Origin of the sequence: Leifsonia sp. EB41 (assembly GCF_041262565.1) — a bacterium.
Classification (GTDB): domain Bacteria; phylum Actinomycetota; class Actinomycetes; order Actinomycetales; family Microbacteriaceae; genus Leifsonia.
In genome coordinates this window covers 678397-694119 of record NZ_JBGCCJ010000001.1, presented here as the reverse complement: position 1 = coordinate 694119, position 15723 = coordinate 678397, and the positions used below count along the sequence as shown (strand labels likewise).

Sequence of the window (15723 nt, the reverse complement as noted above, 5' to 3'; positions counted from 1 at the left end):
TCACCGGTGCGTCACAATCGCCGTTTCCGATGGGTTGCAATCCCGATCGCAGCGACACTTGCCATCGTCCTCGCGGGCTGCACGCAGGCCCAGCTCCACGGATTCCTGCCGGGCTTCGTCGAGGGCCAGCCGCCCGTCACCAACCACACCGACCGCATCAGCGGCCTCTGGGTGACCAGCTGGATCGTTCTGCTCATCGTCGGCATCATCGTCTGGGGCCTGATCCTCTGGGCGGTCGTCGTGTACCGCCGCCGCAAGGGACAGACCGGGCTGCCGGTCCAGCTCCGGTACAACATGCCGATCGAGATCTTCTACACGATCGTGCCGCTCATCCTGGTCCTCGGCTTCTTCGCCTTCACGGCGCGTGACCAGAACGCCATCGAGCAGCCGTACGCGCACCCCGACCTCAAGATCCAGGTCTACGCGAAGCAGTGGGCGTGGGACTTCAACTACGTCACCGACAACGTGTACGACCCGGGGATCCAGGCGCAGCCGAGCGACACGAACGCGACGCCGGGCTCCGTCCAGGAGAGCCAGATCCCCACGCTCTACCTGCCCGAGAACAAGAAGATCACGATCCAGCTCGACTCGCGCGACGTGATCCACTCCTTCTGGGTGCCGGCCTTCCTCTACAAGAAGGACGTCATCCCGGGCAAGACCAACTACATGTACTTCTCCACCACCGGCCGTACAGGCACCTTCGTCGGCAAGTGCGCGGAGTTGTGCGGCGAGTACCACTCGGCGATGCTCTTCAACGTGAAGATCGTGTCGCAGAGCGAGTACGACGCCCACATCCAGTCGCTCCGCGACAAGGGCTTCACGGGCCAGCTCGGGTCCCAGTACGACCGCAACAACAACCTGCCCGGCACGGGCGCCCCCACCACGGGCAACGAGTGATTCCGGCAACGAGTAGGACAGACGCATGACGACGACAGCACCGGCGCCCGGAGCGACCACCGCGCCCGCTCCGAAGCCCACCCTCCTCACCGCCAACGGTGTGGAGCGCAAGGGCAACATCCTCGTGAACTACATCACGTCGACGGACCACAAGACGATCGGGTACATGTACCTGATCTCGTCGTTCATCTACTTCCTCATCGGCGGCGTGATGGCCCTCATCATCCGCGCCCAGCTCTTCGAGCCGGGACTCGAGGTGGTGCAGACCAAGGAGCAGTACAACCAGCTCTTCACGATGCACGGCACGATCATGCTGCTGATGTTCGCGACGCCGCTCTTCGCCGGCTTCGTGAACGTGCTGATGCCGCTGCAGATCGGCGCCCCCGACGTGGCCTTCCCGCGTCTGAACGCGCTGGCGTACTGGTTCTACTCGTTCGGCTCGCTGATCGCGGTCGCCGGCTTCCTCACCCCGCAGGGTGCGGCGTCGTTCGGCTGGTTCGCGTACGCGCCGCTCTCGAGCACGACGTTCTCGCCAGGCATCGGCGGCAACCTCTGGGTGCTCGGCCTCGGCCTCTCCGGCTTCGGCACCATCCTCGGCGCGGTCAACTTCATCACGACCATCATCACGATGCGCGCGCCCGGCATGACGATGTTCCGCATGCCGATCTTCACCTGGAACGCGATGGTCACCTCGATCCTCGTGCTGATGGCCTTCCCGGTGCTCGCCGCCGCGCTCTTCGCCCTCGCTGCCGACCGCGTGTTCGACGCGCACATCTACGACGCCGCGAACGGCGGAGCGCTGCTCTGGCAGCACCTGTTCTGGTTCTTCGGCCATCCCGAGGTGTACATCATCGCGCTGCCGTTCTTCGGCATCGTGTCCGAGATCTTCCCGGTGTTCAGCCGCAAGCCGATCTTCGGGTACAAGACCCTCATCTACGCGACGATCTCCATCGCGGCCCTGTCCGTCACCGTGTGGGCGCACCACATGTACGTGACCGGCTCGGTGCTGCTGCCCTGGTTCTCGCTGATGACGATGCTCATCGCGGTCCCGACCGGCGTGAAGATCTTCAACTGGATCGGCACGATGTGGCGCGGCTCGCTGACCTTCGAGTCGCCGATGCTGTGGTCGATCGGCTTCCTGATCACCTTCACCTTCGGTGGCCTCACCGGCGTCATCCTCGCGTCGCCGCCGCTCGACTTCCATGTGTCCGACACCTACTTCGTTGTGGCGCACTTCCACTACGTCGTGTTCGGCACGGTCGTGTTCGCCATGTTCGCCGGCTTCTACTTCTGGTGGCCGAAGTGGACGGGCAAGATGCTCAACGACCGTCTCGGCAAGTGGCACTTCTGGCTGCTGTTCATCGGCTTCCACACGACGTTCCTCATCCAGCACTGGCTGGGCGTCGTGGGCATGCCCCGCCGGTACGCGACCTACTCGCCCGCCGACGGCTTCACCTGGATGAACCAGGTCTCGTCGATCGGCGCCGGCATCCTGGCCATCTCGATGATCCCGTTCTTCGTGAACGTCTACCTGACGGCGCGCAACGCCCCGAAGGTCACGGTCAACGACCCGTGGGGCTACGGCCGCTCGCTCGAGTGGGCGACCTCCTGCCCGCCGCCGCGGCACAACTTCACGTCCATCCCGCGCATCCGCTCCGAGTCGCCGGCGTTCGACCTCAACCACCCCGAGGCCGGCATCCCGATCGGCATCGGCGGCGGCAAGGACGCGCCGGACGCCCCTGTGTTCGACCTCGCAGACAACAAGGTGAAGTAACCCATGAGAGCCAATTCCATCCTCTTCTGGATCCTGTCGGTCTTCTTCATCCTCTCGGCGATCGTCTACACGCTGTGGAGCCTGCTCGACCCGATGCACATGAAGGTCGAGTGGGTCGGCACCGTGGCGCTGACGCTGAGCGCCATCCTGGCCGCCTTCATCGCGTTCTACGTGGGCCGCTCGCACTCCTCCCAGGGCGGCGAGCTGCCGGAGGACCGCCTCGACGCGAACATCGACGACGGCGACCCCGAGCTCGGCCACTTCTCCCCGTGGAGCTGGTGGCCGGTGGCCCTCGCGACCGGCGCCGCACTGGTCATGCTCGGCCTCGCGGTCGGCTTCTGGATCTGCTTCATCGGTGTGGCCTTCAGCATCGTCTCCCTGGTCGGCTGGGTCTACGAGTACTACCGCGGCTACTTCGCGCGCTGAGCGCGCACTGCACGCAGGCCGTCTCCCCTCGGGAGGCGGCCTTCGTCATTCCCCGAGGCGGCGCATTCTCCGCCGCCTCGCGCCTCCGGCCCCCACTTCGCGCCGCCTCGACGCCCCGCCTCGACGCCCCGCCATCTAGCTGACAGAACACGCCGCCTCGAGGGCGTGTCAGGCGGCATGTCCTGTCAGCTAGATCGTCCAGGGGACGCAACACGCCGCGTCGCGGCCGGCAGGGCGGCGTGTTGCGTCCCCTCGTCGGCGCGCGGCGCCCCGCGCGGGCGCGGGTCAGCGGGGGGTGAAGGTGAGGACGTCGACGGAGACGGTGGTCGCGTCGGTCGCTGCGGGAGCCGCCGCGGCGTGGCGGGCGGACGGGCCCATGCCGGCCAGGGCGCCCCGGAGGGTGTCGTCGAGCGCTAGCTCGTAGGACACGTGTTCGCGCGTCAGCGGGGCGTACAGCGGCTCTGCGGCGACGATGACGTCCTCCGCCTTGTCCGACGGGATGTCGAGCATTGTGCCCGCCGCCCGCAGCGACGCGAGGTGGTCGGCGCGGGGCACCACGACGGTGAGTGTGCCGCCCGGGCGGAGGGCGCGGTGGAACTCGGGGAGGTTGCGGGGCGCGAACACGTCCAGCACCGCGTCCACGCTGCGCGAGCGCACCGGGAGCGGCCGCCAGGTGTCCGCCACCAGGCCGTCGACGTCCGGCGACGAGCGCACGGCCCGGGCGACGGCTGTGGGGGAGAGGTCCATCGCCAGGCCGACGGCGCCGGGGGAGTCGGCGAGTACGGCCCGCAGGTAGTAGCCGGTGCCGGCGCCCGCGTCCAGCACGCGCTCCGCCGATGGGACGGCAGCCGTCAAGGCCCGGGCGATCGGCGCGTACGCTCCGCCCTCCAGCACCGTGTCGCGCGCGTCGAGCATCTCAGCTGTGTCCCCGACGAACTTGCTCCCGCCGCCGAGGAGGGACACGTAACCGCGTTTGTTGACGTCGTGACGGTGCCCCGCGGCGCAGCCCAACGTGAGGCGGTCGACCGGCTCCAGGTCCTGTCCGCAGACGGGGCAGCGCAGCCAGGACGCGAGGCGGGTCAGGTCTGGCACAGCGGCCTCCGGAAGGGTCGGGAACGAGGGGACGCGGATACACGAAAGCGCCGGTGCAGAAACTGCACCGGCGCTCTCATGATGGATCAGTGGTGGCCGTGGCCCGACTCGAGCTCCGTGCGGGTCGGCGGGATCAGGCGGTCCTCGAAGAACCAGCGGGAGAGGCTGGCGCGCATGCGCGTGCCGGCCGTGATCTTGCCGCGCTTGTTCGGGCGGACCATCAGCGGCTCATACGCCTCGTAGCTGATCAGGCGCCAGCGCTCGTAGTCGCTGAGCTGCTCGTGCACCTCGATGAACTCGCCACCGGGGAGCTTCACGATGCGGCCGGTCTCGTAGCCGTGCAGGGCGATGGAGCGATCCTTCTTGGCCAGCGCGATGCAGATGCGCTTGGTCAGGAAGTAGGCCACGACCGGGCCGACGAAGAGCAGCGCCTGGAGGGTGTGGATGACGCCCTCCATCGTGAGCTTGAAGTGCGTCGCGATGATGTCCGACGAGGCTGCAGCCCAGAACACCGCGTAGAAGGTCACGCCGGCGGCGCCGATGGCCGTGCGGGTGGCCGCGTTGCGCGGACGGTCCAGGATGTGGTGCTCGCGCTTGTCGCCGGTGACCCACGCCTCGATGAAGGGGTAGATCATCACGGTCACGATGAAGAGACCGAGGATGGCGACGGGGACGATGATGTTGAACGACCAGGTGCGGTTCAGCCAGACGAACTCCCAGCCCGGCGGGACCAGACGCAGCGCGCCGTCCGCGAAGCCGATGTACCAGTCCGGCTGTGTGCCGGCGGACACGGGGGAGGGGTCGTACGGGCCGTAGTTCCAGATCGGGTTGATCGTGAAGAACGACGCCATGGCCGCGACGACACCGAACACGATGAAGAAGAAGCCGCCGGCCTTCGCCGCGTACACCGGGAGGACCGGGTAGCCGACCACGTTGCCTTGGGTGCGACCCGGCGCAGCGTACTGCGTGTGCTTGTGGACGACCACGAACACGAGGTGCAGTGCGATGAACGCCACGACCAGAGCGGGCAGCAGCAGGATGTGCAGCGTGTAGAGGCGTCCGACGATCGCGGTGCCGGGGAACTCGCCGCCGAAGAGCAGGAACGAGATCCAGGTGCCGACGACGGGGAGGCCCTTGACCAGGCCGTCGATGATCCGGAGGCCGTTGCCCGAGAGCAGGTCGTCGGGGAGCGAGTAGCCGGTGAAGCCCTCGGCCATCGCCAGGATGAACAGCGTGAAGCCGATCACCCAGTTCAGCTCGCGCGGCTTGCGGAACGCGCCCGTGAAGAAGATGCGGAGCATGTGCAGGCCGATCGCGGCCACGAACAGCAGCGCCGCCCAGTGGTGGATCTGGCGCACGAGCAGGCCGCCGCGCACCTCGAACGAGATGTTGAGGGTGGACTCCATCGCCGCAGACATGTGGATGCCCTTGAGCGGAACGTAGGAGCCGTTGTAGACGACCTCCGCCATCGACGCCTGGAAGAAGAACGTCAGGAACGTTCCGGTCAGCAGGATGACGATGAAGCTGTAGAGGGCGACCTCACCGAGCAGGAAGGACCAGTGGTCGGGGAAGATCTTCCGACCGAACTCCTTGACCGCGCCCGAGATGCTGGTGCGGTCCTCGATGTAGTTGGCGGCGGCAGCGGTGAAGCCGCCGCTCTTGGCCGTGGTGGGTGCCGCAGGGGCTGCGGCGGTCGAGGTGCTCAATGACGCTCCCAGAAACTCGGGCCGACGGGCTCGTGGAAGTCGCTGCGGGCGACCAGATAGCCTTCGGCGTCAACGGTGATCGGCAGCTGCGGCAGTGGCCGCTTCGCCGGTCCGAAGATGACCTGCGCTTCGTGCGTGATGTCGAACTGCGACTGGTGGCACGGGCACAGCAGGTGGTGGGTCTGCTGCTCGTAGAGCGCCACAGGGCACCCCACGTGCGTGCAGATCTTGGAGTAGGCGACGATGCCGTCGTAGTTCCAGTTCTCGCGGCCCTTGGACACGTGCAGGTCCTCGGGCTTGAGGCGCATGAGCAGGACGGCCGCCTTGGCCTTCTGCTCCAGCATGTCGGGGGCGTCGTTGAGACCCTCGGGGATGACGTGGAAGGCGCTGCCGAGCGTGACGTCGGAGGCCTTGATCGGGGTGCCGGACGGGTCGCGGGTGAGGCGGATGCCCTTGGCCCACATGGTCTGCGACAGCAGCTCGGCCGGGTCGACGCCCTGCGGCGCCAGGCCGCGGAAGAGGATGATGCCGGGCAGCGGGAAGGCGATCAGCGCGCCGATGAGGCTGTTGCGGATGAGGACACGGCGGTTGAAGCCGGACTCCTCGTCGGCCTGGCGGAAGATCTCCGCAGCGCGCTCGGTGGTCTGCTCGGAGCCGCGCACGGGGTGACGGAGGTCGACGCCCTCCTTCTCGTGCATGAGGGCCTTGCCCCAGTGCACCGCGCCGATGCCGATCGCGAGGAGCGCGAGGGTGATGCCGATGCCGATGAACAGGTTGTTCAGGCGGACCGAACCCGGGTCGCTGGCGTTGATCGGGAACGCCATGTAGGCGGCGACCGCCCAGACGGAGCCCGCGATCGACAGGTAGAACAGCGTGTAGACGGTGCGCTCGGCGCGCCGCTCCTTCTTGGGGTCGAGGTCCGTCACCCGTTGCCGGTGCGGCGGGAAGCCGGGGTTCTCCACGGCATCGCGGATGACGATCGCCGTACCGGGGTCGCCGGTCCGGTGCACGTCGACGGCCGACGAACTGGGCGTCAGCTCGTGACCGCCGTTCTCGTCCTGTGCCATTGTTCTCCTTCTTACGCTGTGCTTCTACAAGTACGACAGAACGGTCAGTTGGACTTCGCCGTGATCCACACGGTCAGTGCCACGATGGCGCCGAGACCGAAGATCCAGAGGAAGAGTCCCTCGGCCACCGGGCCGAGCGAGCCGAGCTCGATGCCGCCCGGGGACGGGTTGTTCTGGATGTACTTGAGGTACGTGATGATGTCGGCCTTGCCCTGGGGCGAGATGTTCAGGTCGTTGAACACCGGCATGTTCTGCGGGCCGGTGACCATGGCCTCGTAGATGTGCTTGGCGCTCACACCGGTGAGCGGCGGGGCGTACTTGCCCTCGGTGAGTGCTCCACCGGCGCCGGCGACGTTGTGGCACATCGCGCAGTTGATCCGGAAGAGCTGGGCGCCGTTGGCGGCGTCGCCCTTGCCGTCGAGGTACTTCTGCTCGGGGATGGACGGTCCGGGAGCGAGGGAGGCGACGTAGTCGGCCAGGGCCGCGACCTCTTCGTTCGAGAACTGGACCGGCTTCTCCTGGGCCTGCGGGCCCTGCATCTGCATGGGCATGCGGCCGGTGCCGACCTGGAAGTCGACCGCGGCGGCGCCGACGCCGATGAGGGACGGCGCGTTGACCGTGCCCTGGGCGTTCATGCCGTGGCAGGTGGCGCAGTTGGCTTGGAAGAGCTTCTCGCCCTGCGAGACCGACGACTTCGAGGCCGTCTGGACCTGCGGGGTGTCGGCGGAGGCCGTGGTGGTGGTGAACGCGGCGTAGGCTCCGCCGGTCAGGCCGAGGCCGATGGCGAGCAGGGCGACGGTGGCGAGCGGGTGTCGGCGACCGGTCTTGCGCGCGGCCTTCGCGTTACGCGATGGCGCTGCTGCGCGGGACTTCTGAGTGCCGGGGACGCGGGGACGCATGAGGTGAGGTCAGCTCCTGTTGATCTATCGGATGATGTAGATGACCGCGAACAGTCCGATCCACACGACGTCGACGAAGTGCCAGTAGTACGACACGACGATGGCGCTCGTGGCCTCTTTGTGGCCGAAGGTCTTGACCGCGAAGGCGCGGCCGATGACGAGCAGGAAGGCGATGAGGCCGCCGGTGACGTGGAGGGCGTGGAAGCCGGTCGTCAGATAGAAGGCGGAGCCGTAGGCGTTGGCGTCGAGCGAGATGCCCTCGGAGACGAGCGTGGCGTACTCGAGCACCTGGCCGGAGACGAAGATGGCGCCCATGATGTACGAGAGCGCGAACCACTCGACGAGGCCCCACTTCCAGAACTGCAGCACACCGCCCGTGCGCCGCGGCTGGAGGCGCTCGGCGGCGAACACACCCATCTGGCAGGTCACGGAGCTCAGCACGAGGATCGTGGTGTTCACGGCCGCGTACGGGATGTTCAAGTGCTGCGTCTCGGCGGCCCACAGATCGGGCGACGTCGACTTGAGCGTGAAGTAGATCGCGAACAGACCCGCGAAGAACATCACCTCGGAGCCGAGCCAGACGATCGTGCCGACGGCCACGACATTGGGCCGGTTGATCGCCGGCGCACTCGTTGCAGGGGAAATGGAGGTGCTCGTCACAAAACCCATTATGGCTGAAAAGAAGCCGTGGTTTTCTCACCTGAAAGGCACGAATATGCCTCGATTCAGGAAAGTGCCGCCGTGAACCTGGTACAAACGGGCGGCTCCCCGTGGCGTGTCGCCTCCCCATAGGATCGCTGTATGACGGAAAAGCAGTCCTGGTCGTCCGTGCTCACCTCCCTTCTGGCCCGCGAGGACCTGAGTGTGGCGGACGCGGCGTGGGCGATGGACCAGGTCATGTCGGGCGAGGCCACGGAGGCCCAGCTCGCCGCTTTCCTCATCGCTCTGCGCGCGAAGGGCGAGACCGTGGACGAGATCGTCGGCTTCCGCGACGCCATCCTCGACCACGCGGTCCCGCTGCCCGTCGACCCGATGGCGCTCGACATCGTCGGGACAGGGGGCGACCGGTTCGGCACCGTGAACGTCTCGACCACGGCCTCCATCGTCGCCGCGGCCGCCGGAGTGCCCGTCATCAAGCACGGCAACCGGGCGGCGAGCTCGTCGTCCGGATCGTCGGATGTGCTTGCCGCACTCGGCATCGACCTGACCCTGCCGCCGGAGCGGGTGGCCGAGGTGCTGAAGAGCACCGGGATCACCTTCGCGTTCGCCAGTGCGTTCCACCCGGGCTTCGCCAACGCAGGGCCCGTGCGCTCGCAGCTCGGCGTGCCGACCGTGTTCAACTTCCTCGGGCCGCTGTGCAACCCGGCGCGTCCCGAGGCGTCCGCGGTCGGAGTCGCCACGCTCGACCGCATCCCGCTGATCGTCGGCGTGTTCCAGACCCGCGGCGCGACCGCACTGGTCTTCCGCGGCGACGACGGCCTCGACGAGCTGTCGACCACCGGTCACAGCCACGTCTGGGAGGTCTCCAGGGGCCTCGTCACCGAGCACGACATCGATCCGCGCGATCTGGGCATCCCGCGCGCCAGGATCGAGGACCTGCTCGGGAAGGACGCCGCGTACAACGCGGCTGTCGTGCGTGCCGTGCTCGCGGGCCAGGAGGGCCCCGTGCGCGACATCGTGCTGCTCAACGCGGCGGCCGGGCTCGTGTCATTCGAGCTCGCGTCCGACCCGTCGAGGGTCCAGGTGTCCATCCTGGATCGGTTCCGTTCGCACATGGCGGTCGCCGCCCAGGCGATCGACTCCGGGGCTGCGGCCGCGAAGCTCGAGGAATGGGTCGAGGCGACGCACTGACAGCAAGTGGAAGGAAGGGTTTTCGATGAAGAAGCTCATCAACGACGTACCCGACGTCGTGACCGAGTCCCTCGCGGGGTTCGGACGGGCTCACGCGGACATCGTGACGGTGTCGCAGGACCCCCGCTTCGTCTCCCGGGCCGACGGCCCGGTGCGCGGCAAGGTCGGCCTGGTCAGCGGTGGAGGCAGTGGCCACGAGCCGCTGCACGCCGGTTTCGTGGGGAAGGGCATGCTGGACGCCGCCGTTCCCGGTGAGGTCTTCACCTCGCCCACGCCGATGCCGATCGTCGAGGCCACCAAGGCCGCGGACGGCGGCGCCGGAGTGCTCCACATCGTCAAGAACTACACGGGCGACGTGCTGAACTTCGAGACGGCCGCCGACCTGGTGGGTGCGGAGGGCATCACGGTGCGCGCCGTCGTCACCAACGACGACGTCGCGGTCCAGGACTCCCTCTACACCGCGGGTCGCCGCGGCGTCGCCGGCACGGTGCTGGTGGAGAAGATCGCCGGAGCGGCGGCCGACCGGGGCGACGACCTCGACGCCGTCACCGCGGTGGCCGAGAAGGTCAACGTCAACGTGCGCTCGATCGGTCTCGCCCTCACCGACGGCACCGTCCCGCACGCGGGCGAGCCCGGCTTCGTGCTCCCGGAGGACGAGATCGAGTTCGGCGTCGGCATCCACGGCGAGCCGGGCCGCGAGCGGATCAAGCTCGAGCCGGCCGACCGCCTGGTGGACCGGATGATGGACGCCATCCTCACCGACCTGCCGTTCTCCTCCGGCGACACCGTGCTGCTGTTCGTCAACGGCATGGGCGGTACGCCGCTCTCCGAGCTCTACATCCTGTTCCGGCGCGCGGCGGAGATCCTCGACGAGAGGGGCATCGTCCTCGGCCGGTCGCTGGTCGGGAACTACGTCACCTCGCTGGAGATGCAGGGCGCCTCGATCACGGTGCTGAAGCTGGACGACGAGCTGACCGCCCTGTGGGACGCGCCGGTGCACACCGCTGCGCTCCGCTGGGGTGTGTGAGCCGGGGCGTACGCTCCACTGACCGGATGACGGAAACGACACGAGGAAGGATGCGCTGATGGCGCTGGACACGAACTGGGTCACCTCCTGGGTCTCGGGCGCGGCGACGGCCGTGGGCGAGCACAAGGGTGAGCTGAACACGCTCGACCGGGAGATCGGCGACGGCGACCACGGCGAGAACATGGACCGCGGCCTCCGCGCGTCCGTGGACGCGCTGTCGAAGCTGCCCGCCGACACGACGCCGTCCGCGGCGCTGCGCTCGGTGGCGATGACCCTGATCTCCACGGTCGGCGGCGCCTCCGGCCCGCTGTACGGCACGGCCTTCCTCAAGGCGGCCGAGCCGGTCGGCGACGCGGACCCGATCGACGGGGCGACCCTGGTCGCGCTGCTGACGGCGGCGCGCGACGGCATCGTGTCCCGCGGCAAGGCGCAGTCCGGCGACAAGACGATGATCGACGCCTGGACCCCCGCGGTGGACGCGGCCTCGGCCGCGCTCGCCGCGGGGTCCGACCCCGCCGCGATCCTCGACGCGGCGGCCACGGCGGCCGAGCAGGGCTCGGACGCCACCATCCCGCTGGTGGCCCGCAAGGGCCGCGCGAGCTACCTGGGCGAGCGCTCGGCCGGCCACCGCGACCCCGGCGCCCAGTCGACCGCGCTCATCCTGCGGGCCGCCGCAGAGGCGGCGGGATGACCGGCACCGCGGATTCGAATGAGCGCGTCGGGCTCGTCTTCGTCTCGCACAGCTCGCAGCTCGCCGCCGGCGCCGTCGCCCTCGCGGGGCAGATGGCGCCGTCGGTGACGCTGCTGGCGGCGGGCGGCACGGACGACGACGGGATCGGCACCAGCTTCGGCAAGGTGATGACCGCGGTGGGGGAGGCCGACCAGGGCTCCGGCGTCGTGGTCGTCAGCGACCTGGGCTCGGCGCTGCTGACCGCGGAGACCGTGCTCGACATGCTGCCGGAGGACGAGCGCGCCCGCGTGCGCGTCGTCGACGGGCCCTTCGTGGAGGGCGGTGTCGCGGCGGCCGTCGCCGCGGAGACCGGAGCCGACCTCGCGGGGGTCGCTGCCGCCGTGGAGGGCGCTCGGTCGGCGTGGGACGATGCGGAGACGGCGCCGGTCGCCGAGGCCTCCACGTCCCAGGCGACCGCCGCCGTGCGCGGCGCGGACGGCTACACGCGCGAGGTGCTCGTGCGCAACCCGCAGGGCCTGCACGCCCGGCCGGCCGCCGAGTTCGTCAAGCTCGCCAACACCTTCCCGGTGAAGGTGACCGTGAACGGCAAGGACGCGAAGAGCCTCCTCGGCGTGATGTCGCTCGGGCTCACCGCGGGCGCGACGGCCTCCATCGCGTCGCCGGACAGCGAGGGGGAGGCCGCGGTGGACGCCCTGGTCGACCTGGTCGAGAGCGGATTCGGGAGGTCTGAGATGACATCGGCGGTGCGCAGGCTCATCCCGGCGTCGTTCACCCCTGTTCCGTCGTACCGGCCGGAGCACGTCGTCGGCTTCGAGGCCGTGACCTCCTTCGCGGCCGGGCCCACTGCGCCCGGGCTCGACGCGATCGGGATCGCGGTGGGCACGGACGGGCCGGTCGACGCCGACCTCGGCCTCGACCGGGACGCGCTCACGCGCGCCGGGTTCGAGGGCAAGGCCGGGCAGACCCTCCTGATCCCGACCGAGGCCGCGCCGCTGCTCTACGCGGTCGGCGCGGGCGACCCGGAGGACATGACGGCGGATGCCGTTCGCGACCTCGCCGCCAACTTTGCCCGCGCGGCGGCGTCGTCGGCCGCACTCGGCCTGCGCCTGCCGGCGACAGGTGCCGTCCCTCCCGAGCGCGTCGGCCAGGTCGTGGCGGAGGGCGCGCTGCTCGGCCGCTACCGGTACTCCGAGCTGAAGTCGGCGCCGGCGGTCACGGAGCTCACCCGGCTCGAACTGCTCGTCGACGAGGCGCCGTCCTCCGCCGTGGCCGACGGCCTCCCCGCCGGTGCGGTCACCGCCCGCGGCGCCGCGATCGCCCGCGACCTTGCCAACACCCCGCCCGGCCACCTGACCGCCACCGACTTCGGCGAGCTCGCCCTGGAGCTGGCCGGCGACTTCGGGCTGGAAGTGGAGGTCTTCGACCGGCAGCAGCTCGTGGACCTGGGCTGCGGCGGCCTGCTCGGCGTCAACGCAGGGAGCGCCGAGGAGCCGCGGATGATCCGGCTCCGTTACGTCCCGAACGGCGACCCGACCGGGCACCTGGCGTTCGTCGGCAAGGGCATCATGTACGACTCCGGCGGCATCAGCCTCAAGCCGTCCGACCCGATGCACCTGCTGATGAAGATGGACATGGGCGGCGCCGCCGCGATCTTCGGTGCGCTGTCCAGCCTCCAGGATCTGGGCTGCACGACGATGGTCACCGCGTTCCTGATGTGCACGGACAACATGCCGTCCGGCTCGGCGTACAAGCTGGGCGACGTGCTCACCGCGCGCGGCGGCACGACCGTGGAGGTCAAGAACACCGACGCCGAGGGGCGCCTGGTTCTGATGGACGGCCTCGTCCTCGCCACGGAGGAGGAGCCGGACGCCGTCGTGGACATCGCGACCCTCACCGGCGGGGCGCTGCTGGCGCTGGGGCCGGCCAGGGCGGCGCTGTTCGCGTCCGAGCAGGGGCTGGCCGACACGATCGTGGCGGCCTCCCGCAGCGCCGACGAGAAGGTCTGGCAGCTCCCGCTGGAGACCGCCTACCGCAAGCTGCTGGACTCCGACATCGCCGACCTCGCCAACGTCGGCGGCCCGTACGCGGGCGCGACGACGGCCGCGCTGTTCCTACGCGAGTTCGTCGGCGAGACGCCGTGGGCGCACCTCGACATCGCGGGCACGATGCACGCCGATGCCGACGACGCCTGGCGCTCCAAGGGCGCGACCGGGTACGGCGCCCGCCTCCTCGCCGAGCTCGCCCTCCGCTTCCGCCGCTAACGGAGGACATCCGCCCCTCCGGCCGCCCAAATGTCGGCTAACGGAGGACATCCGCCGCTCCGCACGCCCGAACTCCTCCGTTGCCGACACCCCGGCGCCTCCGGTGCCGTTGCTAGCGGAGGAGTTCCCGGCCTCCGCACGCCCGATCTCCTCCGTTGGCTGGCGGCGCGCCGGCGCGGGAGCTGGATGTCCTCCGTTCGCGACTAGAGGTCGGCGGCCATTTCGAGTTCGAGGGCGGTGCGGTCGAGCGGGTAGGGCTGCGTGCGGCCGGTGAACGCGAAGCCGCGGCGCTGGTAGTAGCGGATGGCGGCGGCGTTGTGCTCGTGGACTTCCAGCAGAAGCCGGCCCGAGCGCGCGCGTGACCAGTCGATCACCGCGTCGAGGAGCGCGTCGGTGACGCCCTGGTCCCGGCCGCGCGCGGTGGGCGTCACGTAGACGCCGACCAGGTGCGGGTCGGGGGAGCCGGTGGCGTGGAAGCCGCCCATCGTCCCCAGCCAGCGGCCGTCGGGCGCGACCGCGGCGAACAGCCTGCTGCTCGGAGACGTGTTCGCCGCGCGCCGCCGCCAGTGCTCGTCGGGGTGCATCCGGGCCGCGGCCAGCGTTTCGAGGAACGCGATGGGCGTGTCCTCCAGCATCTCCAGGCGGATCGCGCGGTAGGCGGTCCAGTCGGCCTCCACGCTCGGGCGCACGACCCAGCCGGTCACGTCGGTTCCCGTCGGGCGGACGACCCCGGTCACGTCAGTTCCGCTCGGCCAGCAGCGCCTCGGTCTCGGCGAGCAGGATGGCCGTGCAGAGTCCGTCGAGAGCCGCGCGCAGCTCGGCGAGCGGCGGGAACGTCGGCGCGATGCGGATGTTCGCGTCGCGCGGGTCCTCGCCGTACGGGAAGGTCGCCCCAGCGGGCGTCACCGCGATTCCGGCCTCCTTGGCGAGCTGGACGGCGCGCTTGGCGCAGCCGTCGAGCACGTCCAGGCTGACGAAGTAGCCGCCGTGCGGTGCGTTCCAGGAGCCGGCTCCCCAGGGCTCCAGTCGTGCCCGGAAGGCCTCGTCGACCGCGGCGAACTTGGGCTCCAGGATGGCGCGGTGCTTCTCCATGTGCGCCGCCAGCCCCTCGGCGTCCCGGAGGAGCTGCACGTGGCGGAGCTGGTTGATCTTGTCCGGGCCGATGCTCTGCGCGGCCGAGTTGTGCTGGAACCAGGCGATGTTGGCCTCCGACGCGCCGATGAACGCGACGCCGGCTCCCGGGTACGTGACCTTGGAGGTGGAGGCGAAGATCAGCGGGCGGTCCGGGTTGCCGGCCTCGGCGGCCAGCGCCAGGATGTCGATCGGCTCCGGCCGCTCGTCGCTCAGGTGGTGGACGACGTAGGCGTTGTCCCAGAACAGCCGGAAGTCGGCGGCGGCGGGCAGCGACACCAGGGCACGCGCGACCTCCTCGCTGTAGACCGCGCCGGACGGGTTGGAGTACACCGGCACGCACCACATGCCCTTGATGCTGTCGTCGGTTGCCAGCAGGGTCTCGATGGTCGCGATGTCGGGACCGTCGTCGTTCATCGGCACGGCGATCATGCGGATGCCGAAGCGCTCGCAGATCGTGAAGTGGCGGTCGTAGCCCGGCACGGGGGCGAGGAAGCTGATCGGCTGGTGGCCCCAGGGCAGGTCTCCGCCGGGGACGCCGTGCAGCAGCGCCTGCGCGACCGTGTCGTGCATGACCGTGAGGCTGGAGTTGCCGAGCGCGAGGAGCTGGGCGACCGGCACCCGCAGCGCGTCCGCGAAGATCGCGCGCAGCTCGGGGAGGCCGTTCGGGCCGCCGTAGTTGCGGAGGTCCGTCCCGGCGGCGTCGCGGTAGGCCCCGTCCGGCAGGTGCAGGAGGTCGTTCGAGAGGTCGAGCTGCTCGGCGGACGGCTTGCCGCGCGTGATGTCGAGTGCGAGGCCGGCGGCCTTCAGCTCGTCGTAGGCGCGCGCGAAGTCCGCGTGTGCGGCACGGAGCGCTTCGGTGTCGAGATCGGCGAGAGGTGCGGGAGCGGTGGTCACAATC

The 15723-nt window shown here is 69.6% G+C and carries 14 protein-coding genes; 7 read left to right on the top strand and 7 right to left on the bottom strand.

The window, feature by feature from the left end; translation table 11 throughout:
- Positions 1-6: 6 nt before the first annotated feature.
- The 3 genes from coxB to ABH923_RS03350 are packed head-to-tail and all read left to right on the top strand — an operon-like array spanning position 7 to position 3097.
- Positions 7-897, top strand: coding sequence for a cytochrome c oxidase subunit II (gene coxB, locus ABH923_RS03360; RefSeq protein WP_370053964.1), 891 nt, complete (start codon positions 7-9; stop codon positions 895-897).
- 25 nt (positions 898-922) lie between these two features.
- Entirely contained in the window at positions 923-2671 is a 1749-nt protein-coding gene (gene ctaD, locus ABH923_RS03355) for a cytochrome c oxidase subunit I (protein ID WP_370053962.1), read from the top strand.
- A gap of 3 nt (positions 2672-2674) precedes the next feature.
- Positions 2675-3097 carry a cytochrome c oxidase subunit 4 gene (locus tag ABH923_RS03350; RefSeq protein WP_370053961.1) on the top strand — a complete coding sequence of 141 codons (423 nt, stop codon included), beginning with the start codon at positions 2675-2677 and terminating at the stop codon, positions 3095-3097.
- A 285-nt stretch (positions 3098-3382) separates the two neighbouring features.
- On the opposite strand, the gene ABH923_RS03345 is transcribed toward ABH923_RS03350, so the two are convergent.
- From ABH923_RS03345 to ABH923_RS03325, 5 genes are all read right to left on the bottom strand, one after another.
- Positions 3383-4189 (bottom strand): methyltransferase domain-containing protein, encoded by an 807-nt coding sequence (locus tag ABH923_RS03345; protein WP_370053960.1) that lies wholly within the window; start codon positions 4187-4189, stop codon positions 3383-3385.
- 86 nt (positions 4190-4275) lie between these two features.
- Entirely contained in the window at positions 4276-5895 is a 1620-nt protein-coding gene (locus ABH923_RS03340) for a cytochrome bc complex cytochrome b subunit (RefSeq protein ID WP_370053958.1), read from the bottom strand.
- The gene (locus ABH923_RS03335) at positions 5892-6962 is read right to left on the bottom strand and encodes a Rieske 2Fe-2S domain-containing protein (RefSeq protein WP_370053957.1); all 1071 of its coding nucleotides are present in this window, start codon (positions 6960-6962) and stop codon (positions 5892-5894) included. The genes ABH923_RS03340 and ABH923_RS03335 overlap by 4 nt, the downstream gene beginning before the upstream one ends.
- Before the next feature lie 44 nt (positions 6963-7006).
- Positions 7007-7861 (bottom strand): c-type cytochrome, encoded by an 855-nt coding sequence (locus ABH923_RS03330; protein ID WP_370053955.1) that lies wholly within the window; start codon positions 7859-7861, stop codon positions 7007-7009.
- 24 nt (positions 7862-7885) lie between these two features.
- Positions 7886-8530 (bottom strand): heme-copper oxidase subunit III, encoded by a 645-nt coding sequence (locus ABH923_RS03325; RefSeq protein ID WP_370053953.1) that lies wholly within the window; start codon positions 8528-8530, stop codon positions 7886-7888.
- Between the two features lie 132 nt (positions 8531-8662).
- Here ABH923_RS03325 and trpD point away from each other — a divergent pair, with 132 nt between their 5' ends.
- From trpD to ABH923_RS03305, 4 genes are read left to right on the top strand one after another with little or no spacing between them, the layout of a single operon-like run.
- Positions 8663-9712: an anthranilate phosphoribosyltransferase gene (trpD, locus tag ABH923_RS03320; RefSeq protein WP_370053951.1), complete on the top strand. Its 1050-nt coding sequence runs from the start codon at positions 8663-8665 to the stop codon at positions 9710-9712.
- 25 nt (positions 9713-9737) lie between these two features.
- Entirely contained in the window at positions 9738-10739 is a 1002-nt protein-coding gene (gene dhaK / locus ABH923_RS03315) for a dihydroxyacetone kinase subunit DhaK (protein ID WP_370053949.1), read from the top strand.
- Between the two features lie 58 nt (positions 10740-10797).
- Positions 10798-11430, top strand: coding sequence for a dihydroxyacetone kinase subunit DhaL (gene dhaL / locus ABH923_RS03310; RefSeq protein ID WP_370053948.1), 633 nt, complete (start codon positions 10798-10800; stop codon positions 11428-11430).
- Entirely contained in the window at positions 11427-13691 is a 2265-nt protein-coding gene (locus tag ABH923_RS03305; protein ID WP_370053946.1) for a leucyl aminopeptidase, read from the top strand. Before dhaL ends, ABH923_RS03305 begins: the two co-directional genes overlap by 4 nt.
- A 203-nt stretch (positions 13692-13894) precedes the next feature.
- Here the strand turns inward: ABH923_RS03305 and ABH923_RS03300 are convergent, their stop codons facing one another.
- Together ABH923_RS03300 and ABH923_RS03295 are read right to left on the bottom strand one after the other, a co-directional pair.
- Positions 13895-14428: a GNAT family N-acetyltransferase gene (locus tag ABH923_RS03300; RefSeq protein ID WP_370053944.1), complete on the bottom strand. Its 534-nt coding sequence runs from the start codon at positions 14426-14428 to the stop codon at positions 13895-13897.
- A gap of 1 nt (position 14429) precedes the next feature.
- Positions 14430-15719: an aminotransferase class I/II-fold pyridoxal phosphate-dependent enzyme gene (locus tag ABH923_RS03295; protein WP_370053942.1), complete on the bottom strand. Its 1290-nt coding sequence runs from the start codon at positions 15717-15719 to the stop codon at positions 14430-14432.
- Positions 15720-15723: the final 4 nt, after the last annotated feature.

Bases quoted from the DNA above. Each gene is read 5' to 3' on its own strand.
- ctaD (WP_370053962.1), top strand. From the start codon at position 923: ATGACGACGACAGCACCGGCGCCCGGAGCGACCACCGCGCCCGCTCCG.
- ABH923_RS03350 (WP_370053961.1), top strand. From the start codon at position 2,675: ATGAGAGCCAATTCCATCCTCTTCTGGATCCTGTCGGTCTTCTTCATC.
- ABH923_RS03335 (WP_370053957.1), bottom strand. From the start codon at position 6,962: ATGGCACAGGACGAGAACGGCGGTCACGAGCTGACGCCCAGTTCGTCG.
- ABH923_RS03330 (WP_370053955.1), bottom strand. From the start codon at position 7,861: ATGCGTCCCCGCGTCCCCGGCACTCAGAAGTCCCGCGCAGCAGCGCCA.
- ABH923_RS03325 (WP_370053953.1), bottom strand. From the start codon at position 8,530: ATGGGTTTTGTGACGAGCACCTCCATTTCCCCTGCAACGAGTGCGCCG.
- trpD (WP_370053951.1), top strand. From the start codon at position 8,663: ATGACGGAAAAGCAGTCCTGGTCGTCCGTGCTCACCTCCCTTCTGGCC.
- dhaK (WP_370053949.1), top strand. From the start codon at position 9,738: ATGAAGAAGCTCATCAACGACGTACCCGACGTCGTGACCGAGTCCCTC.
- dhaL (WP_370053948.1), top strand. From the start codon at position 10,798: ATGGCGCTGGACACGAACTGGGTCACCTCCTGGGTCTCGGGCGCGGCG.
- ABH923_RS03305 (WP_370053946.1), top strand. From the start codon at position 11,427: ATGACCGGCACCGCGGATTCGAATGAGCGCGTCGGGCTCGTCTTCGTC.